Origin of the sequence: Sedimentibacter sp. MB35-C1, from assembly GCF_030913635.1 — a bacterium.
GTDB lineage: Bacteria > Bacillota > Clostridia > Tissierellales > Sedimentibacteraceae > Sedimentibacter.
Genome location: NZ_CP133188.1, coordinates 871,504 through 888,053, shown reverse-complemented (window position 1 = coordinate 888,053; position 16,550 = coordinate 871,504). Strand labels below are relative to the sequence as shown.

General features: G+C 38.5%; 12 protein-coding genes. 2 read left to right on the top strand and 10 right to left on the bottom strand.

The window, feature by feature from the left end; genetic code table 11:
* Nucleotides 1-38: 38 nt before the first annotated feature.
* The 5 genes from RBQ61_RS04165 to RBQ61_RS04145 form a co-directional block, all read right to left on the bottom strand.
* Entirely contained in the window at nucleotides 39-1,139 is a 1,101-nt protein-coding gene (locus tag RBQ61_RS04165; RefSeq protein WP_308139265.1) for an FAD:protein FMN transferase, read from the bottom strand.
* 88 nt (nucleotides 1,140-1,227) lie between these two features.
* Nucleotides 1,228-2,613 (bottom strand): FMN-binding protein, encoded by a 1,386-nt coding sequence (locus tag RBQ61_RS04160; RefSeq protein WP_308139264.1) that lies wholly within the window; start codon nucleotides 2,611-2,613, stop codon nucleotides 1,228-1,230.
* A gap of 239 nt (nucleotides 2,614-2,852) precedes the next feature.
* Entirely contained in the window at nucleotides 2,853-5,084 is a 2,232-nt protein-coding gene (locus RBQ61_RS04155; RefSeq protein ID WP_308139263.1) for a beta-propeller domain-containing protein, read from the bottom strand.
* A 206-nt stretch (nucleotides 5,085-5,290) separates the two neighbouring features.
* Nucleotides 5,291-5,599: a DUF1540 domain-containing protein gene (locus RBQ61_RS04150; protein WP_308139262.1), complete on the bottom strand. Its 309-nt coding sequence runs from the start codon at nucleotides 5,597-5,599 to the stop codon at nucleotides 5,291-5,293.
* Nucleotides 5,600-5,678: 79 nt separating this feature from the next.
* Nucleotides 5,679-6,746 carry a DUF3810 domain-containing protein gene (locus RBQ61_RS04145; protein WP_308139261.1) on the bottom strand — a complete coding sequence of 356 codons (1,068 nt, stop codon included), beginning with the start codon at nucleotides 6,744-6,746 and terminating at the stop codon, nucleotides 5,679-5,681.
* 149 nt (nucleotides 6,747-6,895) lie between these two features.
* Here RBQ61_RS04145 and glsA point away from each other — a divergent pair, with 149 nt between their 5' ends.
* Nucleotides 6,896-7,813 (top strand): glutaminase A, encoded by a 918-nt coding sequence (gene glsA, locus RBQ61_RS04140; protein ID WP_308139260.1) that lies wholly within the window; start codon nucleotides 6,896-6,898, stop codon nucleotides 7,811-7,813.
* Between the two features lie 45 nt (nucleotides 7,814-7,858).
* Here the strand turns inward: glsA and RBQ61_RS04135 are convergent, their stop codons facing one another.
* Both RBQ61_RS04135 and RBQ61_RS04130 read right to left on the bottom strand, forming a co-directional pair.
* Nucleotides 7,859-10,435: a heavy metal translocating P-type ATPase gene (locus RBQ61_RS04135; RefSeq protein ID WP_308139259.1), complete on the bottom strand. Its 2,577-nt coding sequence runs from the start codon at nucleotides 10,433-10,435 to the stop codon at nucleotides 7,859-7,861.
* A gap of 12 nt (nucleotides 10,436-10,447) precedes the next feature.
* Nucleotides 10,448-10,711: a metal-sensing transcriptional repressor gene (locus RBQ61_RS04130; protein ID WP_308139258.1), complete on the bottom strand. Its 264-nt coding sequence runs from the start codon at nucleotides 10,709-10,711 to the stop codon at nucleotides 10,448-10,450.
* A 275-nt stretch (nucleotides 10,712-10,986) separates the two neighbouring features.
* Between RBQ61_RS04130 and RBQ61_RS04125 the strand changes: the two genes are divergently transcribed.
* Entirely contained in the window at nucleotides 10,987-12,381 is a 1,395-nt protein-coding gene (locus RBQ61_RS04125) for a tryptophanase (protein WP_308139257.1), read from the top strand.
* A 124-nt stretch (nucleotides 12,382-12,505) separates the two neighbouring features.
* Here RBQ61_RS04125 and RBQ61_RS04120 read toward each other — a convergent pair whose 3' ends face one another.
* The 3 genes from RBQ61_RS04120 to RBQ61_RS04110 all read right to left on the bottom strand — a co-directional run bounded on the left by RBQ61_RS04120 (nucleotide 12,506) and on the right by RBQ61_RS04110 (nucleotide 16,440).
* Nucleotides 12,506-13,411, bottom strand: a complete 906-nt coding sequence (locus tag RBQ61_RS04120) for a glycyl-radical enzyme activating protein (RefSeq protein WP_308139256.1) — start codon at nucleotides 13,409-13,411, stop codon at nucleotides 12,506-12,508.
* An 8-nt stretch (nucleotides 13,412-13,419) separates the two neighbouring features.
* On the bottom strand, nucleotides 13,420-15,789 hold the full coding sequence (locus tag RBQ61_RS04115; protein WP_308139255.1) for a pyruvate formate lyase family protein: 2,370 nt from the start codon (nucleotides 15,787-15,789) through the stop codon (nucleotides 13,420-13,422).
* A gap of 102 nt (nucleotides 15,790-15,891) precedes the next feature.
* Complete coding sequence (locus RBQ61_RS04110) at nucleotides 15,892-16,440, bottom strand: helix-turn-helix domain-containing protein (protein ID WP_308139254.1); 549 nt, start codon at nucleotides 16,438-16,440, stop codon at nucleotides 15,892-15,894.
* Nucleotides 16,441-16,550 lie beyond the last annotated feature (110 nt).

Genomic DNA, 16,550 nt, shown 5'->3' with positions numbered 1-16,550 from the left:
CTCCATATTCAAATTCCTTGTGAAAATCGTATATAAATTTATTTTCCTTTGGCCGCAGTTGCTCCGGTAGATTTCATTATTTCCTTCATGCCTTCTGTTGTTTCAATAGTTCCATCCTTAAATATCCACAATGCTTCAGCATCTAAAGATTCAACCAAGACTCTGCCTTCCTCGTACGGCATGAGGAAAACCGTAGTAGACAGAAAGTCTGCCATCCCTGAATTGGCAGTTATAACAGAAACAGCCCTAAAATAATCTCCCGGCATCAATGTATCGGGATCTATCAAATGATGTACCACCTTGTCTCCTACCATGTAGAATCTCTGGTAATCTCCACTTGTAACTACAGAAGCATCTGTAAGAAACACCGTTTCAATAATGCTGTCTTCTGAATTTCCCACTACTGCATCAGGGTTTTGAATTCCAACACCCCACTTATCTCTTAAGCCATCCATAGGTTTACCAAATGCTCTAATATTTCCACCTGCACTGATGATTCCCGATGTTAAACCTTCCTCGGTTATTTCCTTCACAACAATCTCAGTGGCAAAGCCTTTTGCAACAGCTCCCACATCAATATTCATAAGCGGGTCATTAATATAAACAGTGCTGTTTTCCACATCAACCATTATTTTTTCAATATCTGTGTGTTCATTTGCAGCAACAAGATCCTCCATTGGAGGCAGCTTTGCATCAGCAGGATTATAATCAGCCTCATCTCTGTATTCATGCCATATGTTCAGCACAGCACCCATAGCTATGTTTGTCTTTGTTCCTACTTCCTCATACTGTTTTTTGCAGAACAGTATTAAATCAATAATTTCCTTGTCAACCTTAACCGGCTTTACTCCAGCATTGTCGTTGATTGTCTTAATGTTGTTAATTCCTTCATAGTCATTGTACTTGTCATATAATTTATGAAGTTTCTGCATTCTCTCATGAATATGCTCCGCATATCCGTTAAATTCTTCTTCAGTCTTTGCATATCCTACAACCTGAGTTACAGTATCAAAGGTATCAAAAAAAGTATTTGTATACTTTTCATATTCCTGTTCAGTTGGAGGTTCTTCTTCCTGACAGCTTGTTAGCAAAGTAAAGGTTAAAACTGCTGCCAAAATAAAAGCAATTATTTTTTTCATTTTATCACCCTAGGTTATAATAACAAATATTTTAAACATTATCAATAAAAAACTCCCCTGACAATAGAGGGGAGTTTTGTTTTATAATTTATCTTGCGTTTTCAATTGCTTCCGCAACTATTTTTTGATATCCGTCAACAGTTATTGTTACAGATGATGTTAATTCTGGTACATCTGGAACTGCTGTATGGCTAGCATCTCTTTCTTTAACTTGCAGCCCTGCAATTTCATCAGCTGTTTTGCCTGCCATCCACTCTTCGAATGCTTCCATTTGCTCGAACCATTCTTTGCCTATGCTTGAAGCTTTAACCATTCCGTAGTCGGCTCCAATTTCTTTCTTTGTTTTTAATTCTGCAGTCTTGTCAGAAGTTAAAACACCGCTGTCATCATAGTTAATTCTAACCTGAGCAACGTCAACTATTGATTTAGCAACTTTTCCATCTTTATCAAGAGCTACTGCTGTCATGTAAGTATCAACCTGTGCCATTGGCAGCTCATCTGCTGATTTATCTTTTGACTTTCCAATGTGAGTTTCAATTCCAAGTCCAACTGATTCAGCTCCTGCAACATCTTCTGCTTTTTCCCAAGCTTCTTCAACTGCTGCTATATAACTTTCAACCGAAATTGTAACCGATGATGTCAATTCCGGAACATCCGGAACTGCAGTGTGGTTTTCATCTTTTACTTTAACATTTAAGCCGGCAATTTCTTCAACAGTCTTGCCAATCATCCAGTTTTCTAAAGCTTCTATCTGCTCATACCATTCTTTGCCTATGCTTGAAGCTTTAACCATTCCGTAGTCAGCGCCTATATCTTTTTTAGTCTTAACTTCAGCTTCTCTGTCTGAAGTAACCTTCATATCTTCGTCAAAAGCAACTTTTGTCTGAGCCACATCAATTGTTACGCTGGCAACCTTACCTTCAGCATCAAAACCTACAGCAGCTATAGTTACGTCTGCCTGTGCTGTAGCTGTAGCATCAGCTGTTGCGTCTTTTGATTTAGCTATTGAAATACCTTGGCCTAGGCCTATTTTTGAAATAGATCCTGCTTCTCCTACAGGCTGCTCTTCTTTTGGCTCTTCCTCTGGTTCTTCCTTAGGCTCTTCAGCTTCTATAGGCCATGGGTTTGCTTCAGGATCCAAAGCGTTTTTAACCGCATAGATTATAGCATTACTTGTTACCGTAGCACCCGCTACAACATCTACATCGGCTGAATTAGCTTCAACTATTTTTGCAGGAAGTTCATCAATTGCATTTGAACCTATACCTGCTGTTTCGCTATCTCCAACTGCCTTAACATCAGTTATTTTATCTCCTTCTTTTGTAACTGTAACAGTTACTTCTCCACCAAAGCCTTCGCCTGTACCGTTTAATGTAACTGCTTCTGCAGCAGGTTCATTTGCAGGCTGGCTGGCGCATCCGAATAGTGATACCACCATCAAAACTACTAAAATTAATGATACTGTTTTTTTCATAAAACCCTCCAAATTATGTATATAATTTTTTAATCAAACATGTCCGATTATAACATATTGCTCAAAGTTTGACAATACGTTAATTAGTTTTTGTCCACACTATACCTGCATATACATATCAAAATATTGATCAACTTTAATACCTCATCGCCTTTTATATTGGGAAGCTGAACAATAAATAAGAAATACAATTAATTTTGCATAAATCATTGTTGCACTTATGTAAAATTATGTTTCCATTACTTAATTATTAGCTCGTTGACCTTTTTATCAGTACCAATGTTATATATCTGCATCTCATTGTATGAAAAACTGTATATGTAGTCTCCGATATATATAACTCTTCTTATTTCTGAACCGCCATATGAAGAATTTTCTGTCTCATGGCTTATTTTATTTTTCAGCTTGAAGCCGTTATTATTCACATTGTATATATATGCACCGTTAAATTCAGTCTTATAGTTTTCCCCGTTAACAGTAACAGGAAATGTCATCAGTCCCTTGTTCAGTGAAAACATCAGCGCTTTATGATTATACAGGATCTCAGAATATGTGCCTGCTTTTCCGATCGTTTCCGTTTGCAGTTCAGCCGGCTTATCTGCATCTGTGACATCGAACAATGATAATTTTAACCCTCCGTTAGTGGTTACTCCGCCTGAATTTTGTTCTGTGTCGTAACCAAATCCAATAATATGATTCTCGTCCACTACATGAAGATATGTGCTATAGCCCGGTACTTTCAGCATTCCCTCGACCACAGGTTTTGCAGAGTCAGATGCATTTATAACATAAAGCGGGTCTACCTGCTTAAATGTAACCATATAGATGCGGTCTCCGGCAAATCTTGTTGAATATATTTTTTCTCCCGGGGCTAATCCCTCTAATTTTCCGATAGCATTTAACTTTTCATCCAATATATAAACATTATTTTGAGAAGTGCCCCTCCACATTTCTCCTGTGGTAGTAGCTATCCTGAACATCCCGTTGTGCTCATCCATGGAAAATTGATTTATAATAGTTCCCGGTACACTGCCCTGCGATACAACATCTACGTTTCCTTTGTTTAAGCTGAATTTATAAATTACGGTTCCGGAAGTATAGACCGGATTATATAATTCTTTCTGCTCAATTGAATCGTCATAGGAATAATCCGTTATGGCGGCATACATATTGTCTTTAGATACATAAATGGAATCCGAGCCTCCCAGGTACACATCTACATCGGGCTTTGAAGATTTATCCGACAAATCTATCCCCGCCGTGTACATATACCTTGCTTCAATGTGATTGGGAAAATACTTTATTTCATCATAATCAAATTCATATGTTGAATCAGCCAGCACATCTGTATAATACGGCATAGGTATTTCGACATCACTTTTGCTGTACATGTCATATCCGTAATTTATATACTTTGTACTTATTAAATATAATTTGTCTTCTATCATTCTTCCCGACAAATAATTTCCGTCAAAAAGGTATTCTTTTTCCAGAACAGGCTTTCTGATATTTTCAATATTGTAAACCAACACATTTACTCTGTCTTCATAATACCTATACGGCATCATCAAAGAACCTACTTCCATTGATTTATTATAATTCATTGTGTGGAAATAATTGTTCTCCCCGATTACAGCCAGCTTTCCGCCGGCAGCAAATATTTCGCTGATGTACGTGTTTTCGGGTACATTTATTTCTGCTTCTACCTTTGGATTATCAGGGTCTGAGTCAATTATTTTCAAACCGCTTTCAGTATTAATAAATATGTATCTGCCGTCATTTTTAATTATATCTCCTTCCTGCACTCCGTCCACCTGATTATTTGTATCTGAACTATCATTCATTTCCGGAGCCATAGGAGCCTGCGAAGTTCCGACCTCTTTTGAAACAGTGTTTTCGTTTGTATCTTCCACTATATCATCTATGGCAATACCGCTTTCAAGACCTATATAACCAAAAAGCCTTGAGTTGTACTCAAGCAACGCTAAAAGGTTATCTTTTGATCCCACTGTCAATACAATGCTTCTTGAAATTTCGGATGGAGCGTTTGTCGTTATGTATATTGAGTTTGAGTTGCCGTCCCAACTTACCGTATGACCCAAGCTTTCAGTTATAAATCTCAAAGGAACAAATGTCCTGCTGTTTATCATTCTTGTAGGAACATCAATTGTTCTGATTTCACCGTTGACCATAACTTTGTCCTTACCCAGAATCATTTCAATTTCGTTGTAATCGTCCTTTATTACCGCTTCTGATAAGCTTTTATTCCAGTCAACCTTTGCACCGATTTTTTCAAAAACTCCCCTTAGCGGTACCAGCGTTCTGCCGTTTTCTATCACAGGACTGACATCGAATTCCACATATTTGTTATTTACGTAGACATTAACTTCGGTTGAAGCAAACGCGGCAAAGCTGAAGCTGAATATGAAAACAATTATAAGCACTGCTGATTTTCTAAGTATATTTTTCATAATATCTCCTTTCTATTATTAAGGGCTTTTTACCTTTCTCTGTTATATTAACTTAGACGAACCGCATTATAATTTGTTCCTGAATCCAGCAACTTCTTGATACCCATATTACTACTTTCAAATATTAAAGCTACACAATAAAAAAGGAAGCGCCGTATCCTTTTAGGATTGATGACACTTCCTTTTATACCCTTAATAATTCTATTCTAATCTTTAAATGTACTGCAGCATGTTTCCTCCGAATGCTGAGCATTTTTTCCGTTCACAACTACTCTGGATGCCTCGCATCTCTCATTTGTATTGTACACACAGTTTCCTGCCTTGCACATAATATCCGTTTCGCTTTTAGGTTCATGAACGGAACTTCTGACTCCAGGCTTTTGTTCTATAAATGTTTCACAGCATGTGAACCTGCTCTCGTTAGCTTTCTCTCCGTCTACGTTCAAGTTCGGAGCTGTACACCCTTCTCTTTTGTTAAAATAGCAGTTTGATACCGTACAAACAATATGCGCCATGTTTTTTCTCCCTTCAGTTCATTTTTAAAGTAGTCTATCCTTTCTGAACCAAATTATGCACAACTGTACGGTCATAGTCTTACGAAAAATATGCAAGAAGCAAATCAACCATTCTTCCGTAGCTTTTTACCCCGTCCTTCTGATTGTTGCTTTTCAAATATCCGTCATTTATTTTAGTTGATATTTCAGCGACCTTCGTTTCATACCTCTTCCAATAACTTGTCGAGTATCTCATGTCATTTTTGACTTTTTCCGAGTACATTTCAATTAAATTCGTATATGCATTATAATCCTCGCGATAAAGTGCATTCATGCTGTATGACAAGGCAAGCATTGTTCCGCTGTATGCAAAATCATCATAGCCTGAACTCATGCAGGCAAGATAAGAAATAAAATTAGCTTCATCCTCCCTCATAAATCCTCTTAAATGTACCAGCTCATGCAACATCGTAGACGGCAGCTGGTAAGGAGGTACATTTTTATTCACATTTGCCTCAAATGTAAAAGGAAAAAACATTCCCGTTATGCGCATGTTTGACATAACATTTGAGAAAGTAACCAGCTTGGGCTGAGGGTAGTTTCCCTCCAACACTTTGTATTTTTGTGACAGGCTGTCAAATGATATCTTAGCTCTTTCAGCTGTTTCATAATAATTTTCATCAAACAGCTTTGCAGTATTCTGTTCCCCTGTATCCAGACCTTCCCTTAGATTATTTGCATCTTTTATCAACTGTTTGCAGAGATTAATTAATTCCTCCTCAGACGATTCCTTTATTTCCAAGCCGCTGTAATAAGCAAATTCATACCTGTGGTAATTTATGCCGCAAAACAAAACAAAAGTAAACAAAATTACACTCACCACAAGGACGGTATTCACAAAAAAATTCTTTAAATGAGACATTGATTTATCTGATGCGGTTCTAAATACTGTAACTGATAAAAAAGCAACCCCTGCCGCAATTAATGCTATTATAATAAATTCTGCTAATGAAAATTTAATCTTAGATGTAAAAAAAGAAACTGTTTCCGCAAAAAATGGATATATTCTTAATGCGTAAAATTCCGCAAATCCATCATAAAGCCTCGCACATGCTGTAAGCATCACCGAAGCGGCAATAAAAATTGTAATAAGGACTTTTTTGTTCATAACTGCCCCTCCTGTTTAATAATGTTATTATACCATAAAGTATTAAAATAATATTAAAAATACATGATCATATTTATCAATGTTTAATTTTCTTGAAATATTTCCCTTTCGGATATATTATTAATGTAAGAATTTTTTTGGAGGATTAAATGGAGGATATTTTCAGAGATATAATTAAAAATAATATCGGATACACATGGCGAGGAAAAGTTGCCACTTATATTCCTGAACTGGCAAAAGCAAATCCCGGAGACCTTGGGGTATGTTTGGTTACATTGGACGGACGTGAATATTCCGCGGGAGATTACAGCAAAAAGTTTACCATGCAGAGTATTTCAAAAGTTTTGACTTTCATTCTTTCTTTGATGGACAACGGAGAAAAAAAAGTATTTGAAAAAGTTGGTATGGAGCCTACGGGAGAAAGCTTCAACTCCATAGTAGATCTGGAATTAAAAAACATACACAAACCGTACAATCCCATGATAAATGCGGGAGCTATAGCAACAACCTCACTTCTTGCAGGAACCTCCGTAGAAGAAAAAACAGAAAGAATACTGGATTTAGCGAGAAAACTTGCAAATAATCCTGAAATTCAAATAAATAACAGTGTTTATTTGTCTGAAAAGCTGACTGGAGACAGGAATCGTTCAATCGCTTACTTCATGAAAAGCTTTAATATTATAGATGGTTCAGTTGAAGAAATATTAGATGTATATTTCAAGCAATGCTCAATAGAAGTAAATTGCCGCGATATTGCCGACATGGGCTCCGTGCTGGCTAACGACGGCGTATCTCCAAAAACAGGCAAATCAATAGTTCCTAAGCATATTTGTCGAATAGCAAAGACTATTATGTCAACATGTGGATTATACGATGCTTCCGGCGAGTTCGCCGTACATATAGGCATTCCGGCAAAATCAGGAGTAGGCGGTGGAATTATGGGAGCCGTTCCAAAAAGAATGGGTATTGGTGTATACGGGCCCGCGCTGGATGAAAAAGGAAATTCCATAGCCGGAATTCAAATACTAAAGGAACTTTCAGATAAACTTGATTTGCAAATATATTAAAAGAACAGAGCGCCCTCATTTATAATTGAGGACGCTCTGAGAAAATTATTTTACTTCTGTTACATCATAGCCTGCATCTGTAACTGCTTTAGACAGCACCTCGCTGCTTACTTCTTTTGCCAATATCACATGGGCTTTCTTTTCTGCCAGGTTAACTTCTGCGCTTTCAACTCCGTCAACTGCTTTCAGAGCCTTTTCAACTGCAGCCTTGCAGTGCCCGCAGCTCATTCCTTCGATTTTCATAACTTTATTCATTTCATTTCCTCCGTTTATATTATTTGATTTATCTGATAAGTCTTCATTTATGACCTTTATGTCATCGTAGCTATTATCTTTAATTTCTTTATCAAATTGCCCAGACATCCTTACCGGTTTGAAAAATTTAAGCCTCAGAGCATTGGACACAACTGATACAGAACTCATACTCATGGCTCCTGCCGCAAACATAGGATTCAGTTTCCAGTCCAGAAAACTGTAGAATACTCCGGCAGCAAGAGGTATGCCTATAGTGTTGTAAATAAATGCCCAGAACAGATTCTGCTTGATATTTCTAATTGTTGCATTACTTAGCTGAACCGCAGTTACGGCATCCAATAGGTCACTTCTAATCAGCACTATGTCAGCCGACTCTATGGCAACATCAGTTCCGGCTCCTATGGCAACTCCAACATCTGCTCTCGCCAGTGCAGGTGCATCGTTAATTCCGTCACCAATCATTGCAACCTTTCTTCCCTGCTCCTGTATTTTTCTTATTTCTCTTTCCTTATCTTGGGGAAGAACTTCTGCTATTGCCCTTGATATTCCAAGCTGCTTTCTGATTGCCTCTGCTGTCTTTTTATTATCTCCAGTAAGCATTACAACCTCTATCCCCATAGCCTCAAATTCCTGAATAGCCTTCAGGCTCGTAGGCTTAACCACATCGGCCGCAGCAATTATACCCAGCACATTTTTTTCGTCAGCAAAATACAAAGGAGTTTTCCCTTCGTCAGCCATATTTGTTCCTATTTCCACAAAATTATTTTTAATGTTTTTCTCGTTTAAAAGCCTTAAATTGCCTATATAATATTTTTTGTCATTAACCAGTGCCTGAAGCCCCTGCCCCGGAATCGCCTCAAAGTCTTCCACCTGATACAGCTCCAGATTCCTTCTTCGTGCTTCTTCAACTACAGCTTCAGCCAGAGGATGTTCAGAGCTTTTTTCTGCAGATGCGGCAATTCTAAGCATCTCTTCTTCGCTTATACCTTTTGCATACACGTCGGTAACTTTTGGCTTACCTTCAGTTATTGTCCCTGTTTTATCCATTACTACCGTCTTGATTTGATGAGCAATTTCAAGCGCTTCTGCAGACTTAATAAGTATTCCGTTTTCTGCTCCCTTGCCGGTCCCCACCATTATTGCCGTAGGCGTCGCCAGCCCCAAAGCACAGGGGCATGATATCACGAGAACTGCAATTCCTATGGACAATGCAAATTCAAAAGTTGCTCCCAATATAAGCCATACAATTACCGATATAACCGATATGGAAATTACCACAGGAACGAATATGCTGCTTATTTTGTCAGCAAGCTTGGATATAGGTGCCTTTGAGGAACTGGCCTCTTCCACAAGCCTTATTATCTGTGACAGTGTAGTATCATCACCAACATTCTTTGCCTCAAACTTAAAATATCCTGATTTATTTATACTGGCTCCTACCACATTGTCTCCGACCTTTTTTTCAACCGGTATGCTTTCACCGGTAAGCATAGACTGGTCCAATGAAGAGCTTCCGGAAATTATTATTCCGTCAACAGGCACAGACTGGCCCGGTTTTACTATTACAATATCTCCTTTTACAACATCCTCCACGGGAATTTCAGCTTCCATTCCATTCCTTTCCACCAAAGCCGTCTTAGGTGAAAGATCCATGAGCTTCCTTATAGCATCGGATGTCCTTCCTTTAGCCCTGGCTTCAAGAAATTTACCCAAAGTTATAAGCGCAAGGATCACTCCTGCCGACTCAAAATATAAGTCCATGGAATACTGCATAACCATATCCGTATTCATGTGGCCTAATCCATATCCTATTTTATATATGGCAAATATTCCATACCCTACGGCCGCCGTCGTACCCAAAGCTATTAGCGAATCCATGTTAGGAGATCCCTTAAACAGAGTTTTAAACCCCACAACATAATATTTTTGGTTAATAATCATAACTGGGGCTGCAAGCAGAAGCTGTGTAAATGCAAATGTTATGGAATTCTCCATTCCGTGAAATACAGCCGGAAGCGGCCATCCAAGCATGTGCCCCATAGATATATAAAACAGCGGCACTGCAAACAGAAATGAAATTATTAGCCTTTTCTTCATTTCCTTAAATTCCGCTTCAGCATCAGGTTTTTTTTCCGCTCTCGTCTGCATCCTTTTTTCCGCAGATGAAGCTCCGTAACCTGTATCTTCAACAACCTTTATGATATCCCCTTCCGACAGCAAAGCTTCATCATACTTAATTGTCATAGAATTACTCAAGAGATTTACATTGGCTTCAATAACTCCCTCGGTTTTATTTATATTTTTTTCTACTCTTGCTGAACATGCCGAGCATGTCATGCCTGTAACATTAAATTTCTGTGATTTCATTCATTTCACCTCTTATTTTGAGACCTTGTTAATCAATGAAATAATTTCATCAATTTTTTCATCCTCACTGCCCTGCTCAAAAGCCTCTTTTACGCACATGTGCATGTGAGCCTTTAATATTTCATTGTTTGTTTTTTTAAGAATCGAAATTACTGCCGCTATTTGGTTGCATATATCCATACAGTATCTATCATCTTCAACCATCTTGGATATTCCCTCTATCTGCCCGGCAGCTGTCTTTAAAAGACGGTTAATTGTATTTTTATCAGCTTTCATACTTCCTCCTCGCATACTCCCCCCCTGTGGGGGTGGTGTGCCTAAATGATATACTTTTTTTATCATTTTGTCAACATTGTTTTAAATATTTTTCGTATAATTATTATGAGCAATTATTTTCATTTTATTTTACGCCTTTCAGCTCCATTTTTAAAAAAGCGAAACAACCTTTAATTGGTAAAAAAACTTGAACCAATATTAAAAATATTATATAATTATTGTGTATACTGACCGCTAGTCGAAAGATAACCGGGGTGTTTTTGAGGAGGAAAAATATGAGAATTAAGTACATTCCTGAGCCATTTAGAATTAAAATGGTTGAAACAATCAAAATGACAACTCCAGAAGAAAGAGCGCAAAAAATTAAAGAAGCAAACTACAATCTATTTAACCTCAGAGGAGAGGATGTATACATCGATCTTCTGACAGATTCCGGAACAAATGCAATGAGCTCTAACCAGTGGGCAGGAATCATGGTTGGTGATGAGGCTTATGCCGGTGCAAAAAGCTACTATCGCCTTATTGAAACTGCCAAGGAAATTTTCGGATACAGCTACATTCAGCCCGTACATCAAGGCAGAGCTGCGGAAAAGGTTTTATTTCCGGCATTGCTAAGCAAAGGACAGTTCGCTGTTTCAAATATGTTTTTCGATACAACTCGTGCTCATGTTGAACTGGCAGGCGCACGCTGTATAGACTGTGTAGTCAAAGAAGCCAAAGATCCTGAAAAGCGTGCAAAGTTTAAAGGAAATATGGATATTGAAAAGTTAGAAGAAATCATTAAGGAACACGGTTCTGAAAAAGTTGGTCTCGTTGTTATGACGGTTACTAATAATTCAGCCGGCGGCCAGCCTGTTTCAATGAAAAATATGAAAGATGTTGCTTCAATATGTAAAAAATATAATATACCTTTAGACATTGACTCAGCAAGATATGCTGAAAATGCATACTTTATAAAACGTGATGAAGACGGATATTCAAATAAATCCATAAGAGAAATAGTAAGAGAAATGTTTTCTTATGCTGACATGTTCTCCATGTCATCCAAAAAAGACGGAATTGTCAATATGGGCGGTATGATCGGCGTAAAAGATGAAAAGAAATTTGAAGATATTATAATGAAAATTAAAGCAAATTGCATCAGCTTTGAGGGATTTATCACATACGGAGGATTAAACGGCCGTGATTTAGAAGCGCTGGCAATAGGTTTGAACGAAGCTCTTGAGGAAGACTATCTGAAATATCGAATCGGTCAGATGGAATACCTTGCAGCACTGTTAGATGATGCCGGCATTGCCTATCAATCTCCTGTCGGTGGTCACGGAGTTTTCATAGATGCAAAAAAAATGTTGCCTCACATACCATATTACGAATTCCCCGCTCAGGTACTTGCAATAGAACTATACAAGGAAGCCGGCATAAGATCTTGCGACATAGGTTCTTATATGCTTGGAAACGATCCAGATACAGGTGAACAAATAAAATCGGATTTTGAATTTACAAGGCTGGCAATACCGCGCAGGGTGTACACTCAAGCACACTTGGATGTTATTGCAGATGCTCTTATTTCTATTAAAGAAAGATCCGGAGAAATCAAGCGCGGATATAAAATAGTCTGGGAACCTCCTATACTCAGACATTTCCAGGCTCATTTACAGCCTATAGAATAAATATTTTCATTATAATTGCAGTAATTTGATAGATATACGGTTATGCCGTCTTAATGACTTTGTCATCAAGACGGCATTTTAAAATATTATGAAAATCATCATTAAACAGGATATCCTTACTTTTCTAAGAATAACTTACAACACAGACTCCCCTGCATCTTATCTTTTCCTTTAGTTCATTTATCCACTCTTCAGATGGTTTTTTAAATTCTCCCGACGGCTTCTCAAGACCGAGTGCCTCATACTTTTCATTGCCATAGCTGTGATATGGCAGCAGCTCTATTTTTGGATTTTTAATGCATGATTTAACAAATTCCGCAGTTTTTAAAATATTTTCCGCATCGGCATTTACGCCTTCTATAAGAGGAATTCTTACAATAATGTCCGCATTTAACTCACCGGATTTTTTTATGTTGTTCAGTATTTTTTCATTTCCCTTGCCTGTGAACTTTATATGCTTTTCATTATCCATATGTTTTATGTCTACAAAAATCATGTCCATTTTTTCCAGTATATCGTGAATTTCATCAAACTCAAAATATCCCGAGGTTTCTATTGCCAAGTTTATGGCTCTGTCGTACAGACTATTTACCATAACCCTCAATACATTGTGCTGCATTGTTGCCTCTCCTCCGGAAAATGTAACTCCACCGCCGGAGCGCCTATAAAATATCTCCTGTCTGTCTAAAATATTGAGTATATCTTCAGCCGAATACCTCTTCACTAGCTTCCTTCTGCTGCCGGAGGGACAAACATCGGCACATATACCGCATGATGTGCATTTTTCCCTCTCTCCCGGAAAATTTAGGTTAATTCCTATGTTTTCGGGACAGTTCACCATACATTTGCCGCATCCTATACAGCTTCCGGTAATATACGATATTCTATCTGCGCGTACCAACGCCTCAGGATTGGCACACCACTCGCAGCTAAGCGGACATCCTGCAAAAAATACTGTTGTCCTTATTCCGTCTCCATCATTAACAGAAAAATTTTGAGGCTCCATAAAGTATCCGTATATTTTATCCATATCTTCTCCTAAAATTTTTCGTGTGATGTCCTTGCAATAATTGCATCCTGCATGCTCTTTGACAGGTTAACAAATTGTGTGCTGTAGCCTGCCACTCTCACAAGAAGATCCTTGTAATTTTCCGGATGCTCCTGCGCTTTTATGAGAGTTTCGGTAGAAATGGTATTAAATTGAACATGGAACGCTCCCAGTGAAAAGAATGTCTGTATCATACTTCCCAGATTGCTCTGTCCTCTCTTTGTGTTTACAAGATCCTGGCTTAATCTCAGGTTCAAAAGCGTACCTCCGGAATGCACATCCTGATTCAATTTAGCTGCAGAGCGCATTGCCGCCAAAGGTGTTGATGTGTCCGAGCCTGCAAATGGTGAAACTCCTTCAGACAAAGGTTCCTTAGCCCTTCTGCCGCACGGTGTAGCTCCCACCACCTTGCCTGTAGGAAGATAATTGGATATTCCCATAAATGCCGTAATAAAATTGTTTCCGTTTATATCCTTGTATTTATGGCATTCCTTGTAATAATAGTTTGCCATCTTTATGGCTATATCATCAACATAATCTACGTCGTTGCCGTACTTTGGAACATTTAGTGCCATCTGTCTAAGTTCTTCGTAGCCTTCCCAGTTAGCATTCAAAGCATCTGCAAGAGTCTTAATATCCGTTATATTATCTTCAAAAACCAGCTTCTTGATTACAGCCAGAGAATTTGATGTAACGGCAAGCCCTATTCCTGTCAGTACAGGCCCGATATTATATTTTGCTCCGGCATCAACTAAATCCACTCCATCCTTAAGGCAGTTCTCCATGCATGAAGATAAAAACGGTCTGGGAACAAGCTGCTTATGGAGCTTCTGAGCAACAATTGTCGATATTACGGAATGTTTTATAAGATTGTCAAACTGTTTATAAAATGCATTTTCAACATCTTGATAACTTTTGAATAACCCAGGATCTTTTTCGTCAAGCCCTATCTTTTCACCGATTATTCTGCTGAACCCGCGGTTCAATGCAAACTCAAGCGCTGCTGTGAAGTTAATATTTGCGGCAGATGTCCATTCGCCTGTTTTGCGGAAGTGAGGAACCACACACCCGCAATTGTTCCAATCTCTGGCATCTTCAGGCTCATATCCGGCGTTTATTAACATCTGGTATCCTGCCTGATCGCTGTGTATTGCCGGGAATCCCGTTCCCTTGCTCACTAGGTGCGTTACAGCATCTACAAATTCTCTGGGACTGTCCTGATGAATTCTCACGCTCAATCCGGGCTGGTGCGTCTTAATTTCTTCCGTTGCTTTAAGAGCCATATATGACAAATCATTTGTGGCATCCTTTCCTTCTCTTGTCTTTCCTCCAACTGTCAGATTTTGAAACTGGTTGTAGCCGGCAAAAAATTCCGCAGTATTTGCAGATATGGTCCATACCCATTCCGAAAGTTTAAGCCAAAAAGCTTCTATTAATTCTTGTATTTCTTCCTTTGACATTATGCCTTCGTCAATATCATGCTTGTAATAGGGATACATAAACTGGTCAAACCTTCCTATATTTAAAGCAAGTGGATTTTCTGAAAGTATTCCTCCTACCTGAGTGAACCACACGAACTGTATAGCTTCGTAGAAGGTTTCCGGCGGATTTTCAGGCACATTTTTGCATATTTGAGATATTTTCAGCAACTCATTCTTCCTTGCACCGCTTTTTTCTTTCTCCGCCAGTTGGCTCGCCTTTTCGGCATATCTATTTGCATAGGATATTATACCCTCTGAAGTAAGTATAACTGATTTATAAAATTCAATTTTTTTCATATCATCAGCTGACGCCGGATTTAACTCCATCATGTGAATTTTTGCTTCTTTGAGTATTCCCCCAAAGCCTTTTTTAAACAATACATCCTGGTAGTCGGGAGTTATTTCTCCCACTGCCTGACGCCACTTAGAGTCATTGTCTACAAAGCCTGTATCTACCACAACCTTTGCTGTTTCTTTCGGAAGCTGAGCTAAGAATGATTCTTCAAGAGATTTTCCTTTCCAGTAAGGAAATATATTTTTTCTAACATAATTTCTTTGCTCATCTGTCATAATATAAGGGTCCTGCACCCTTTTATCGAAATTATCCATTTCTCTGTCAACCCACACCCACGAGAATTCGGGAGTTAAAATACCGCACTTCCTGAATTCCCCGATTGCTCCCACAATCAGCTCGTCGTCATATATATTTACTGCAAGCTGCTCACAGGCATCTTTGAAAGCCACAGCCCTTCTGATAGGCACTGAATGTCCCTCCGTTTTCTTATGTGATTCTGTCCATATTCTTGCCCTTTCGTATGAGACAGAAGGCTTAGACTTAATATAGTTCTGCCTGATTCTTTCAATTCTTTCGGTTGTCATATAATTTCCTCCTATTATTAGTTTGTTTTAACATTCTGTGTGCGTTATAACATATGCTGATGTTAAAATATAACGCCGAGAACTGACTCAGCGCTACTTATATCAATATTTAACGATGTTTTGAAATACCACTTCCGCATCATACGGATTATTGTATTCATGACATTTATCTGCTCTGAACGTCAGTGCGGCAGGTGCTTCTAAAACATGCTTCCTTCCGTCAACCACAACCTCAAGAATGCCTTCCGTAACAACTATATACTCAACCGTAGATGCCTTGTGAGGCGGTGACACGTGATGTGCTCCCGGAAGAAGCTTTATATAAAAATATTCGAAACCTGACAGCGGATTAAACGGAAAAACATTGTATAGCACCATTTTATCCTCTGATTCATAAACCGGATCAAGCTCTCCGATAACAACGGCATTATCATCTTCCTTATCAGAGCTGAGCAGCTCGGAAAAGGATATTTTCAATCCTGTAGAAATTTTCCATAGTGTTGATATGGTCGGAGTAGATTCACCTCTTTCAATCTGTCCAAGCATTGCCTTGCTCACTCCGGTCAAGGCAGAGGTTTCTTCAAGTGTAAGTTCCATTTCGAAGCGGGTTTTCCTCAGTTTATTGCTTATACTAATTAACGGATCTGCCAAAATATTAAACCTTCCTTAGTTTAGTAAATCAATTATACAATAAATCAGACTATATTACAACACTTTAGTACAATAAATCGCACCAGATACGTTATATTGTCCGAACAAAC

What these genes read in the sequence shown, in the direction of transcription:
- RBQ61_RS04165 (WP_308139265.1), bottom strand. Translation starts at nt 1,139, where the DNA reads ATGAAAAAAATAATTGCTTTTATTTTGGCAGCAGTTTTAACCTTTACT.
- RBQ61_RS04160 (WP_308139264.1), bottom strand. Translation starts at nt 2,613, where the DNA reads ATGAAAAAAACAGTATCATTAATTTTAGTAGTTTTGATGGTGGTATCA.
- RBQ61_RS04155 (WP_308139263.1), bottom strand. Translation starts at nt 5,084, where the DNA reads ATGAAAAATATACTTAGAAAATCAGCAGTGCTTATAATTGTTTTCATA.
- RBQ61_RS04150 (WP_308139262.1), bottom strand. Translation starts at nt 5,599, where the DNA reads ATGGCGCATATTGTTTGTACGGTATCAAACTGCTATTTTAACAAAAGA.
- RBQ61_RS04145 (WP_308139261.1), bottom strand. Translation starts at nt 6,746, where the DNA reads ATGAACAAAAAAGTCCTTATTACAATTTTTATTGCCGCTTCGGTGATG.
- glsA (WP_308139260.1), top strand. Translation starts at nt 6,896, where the DNA reads ATGGAGGATATTTTCAGAGATATAATTAAAAATAATATCGGATACACA.
- RBQ61_RS04135 (WP_308139259.1), bottom strand. Translation starts at nt 10,435, where the DNA reads ATGAAATCACAGAAATTTAATGTTACAGGCATGACATGCTCGGCATGT.
- RBQ61_RS04130 (WP_308139258.1), bottom strand. Translation starts at nt 10,711, where the DNA reads ATGAAAGCTGATAAAAATACAATTAACCGTCTTTTAAAGACAGCTGCC.
- RBQ61_RS04125 (WP_308139257.1), top strand. Translation starts at nt 10,987, where the DNA reads ATGAGAATTAAGTACATTCCTGAGCCATTTAGAATTAAAATGGTTGAA.
- RBQ61_RS04120 (WP_308139256.1), bottom strand. Translation starts at nt 13,411, where the DNA reads ATGGATAAAATATACGGATACTTTATGGAGCCTCAAAATTTTTCTGTT.
- RBQ61_RS04115 (WP_308139255.1), bottom strand. Translation starts at nt 15,789, where the DNA reads ATGACAACCGAAAGAATTGAAAGAATCAGGCAGAACTATATTAAGTCT.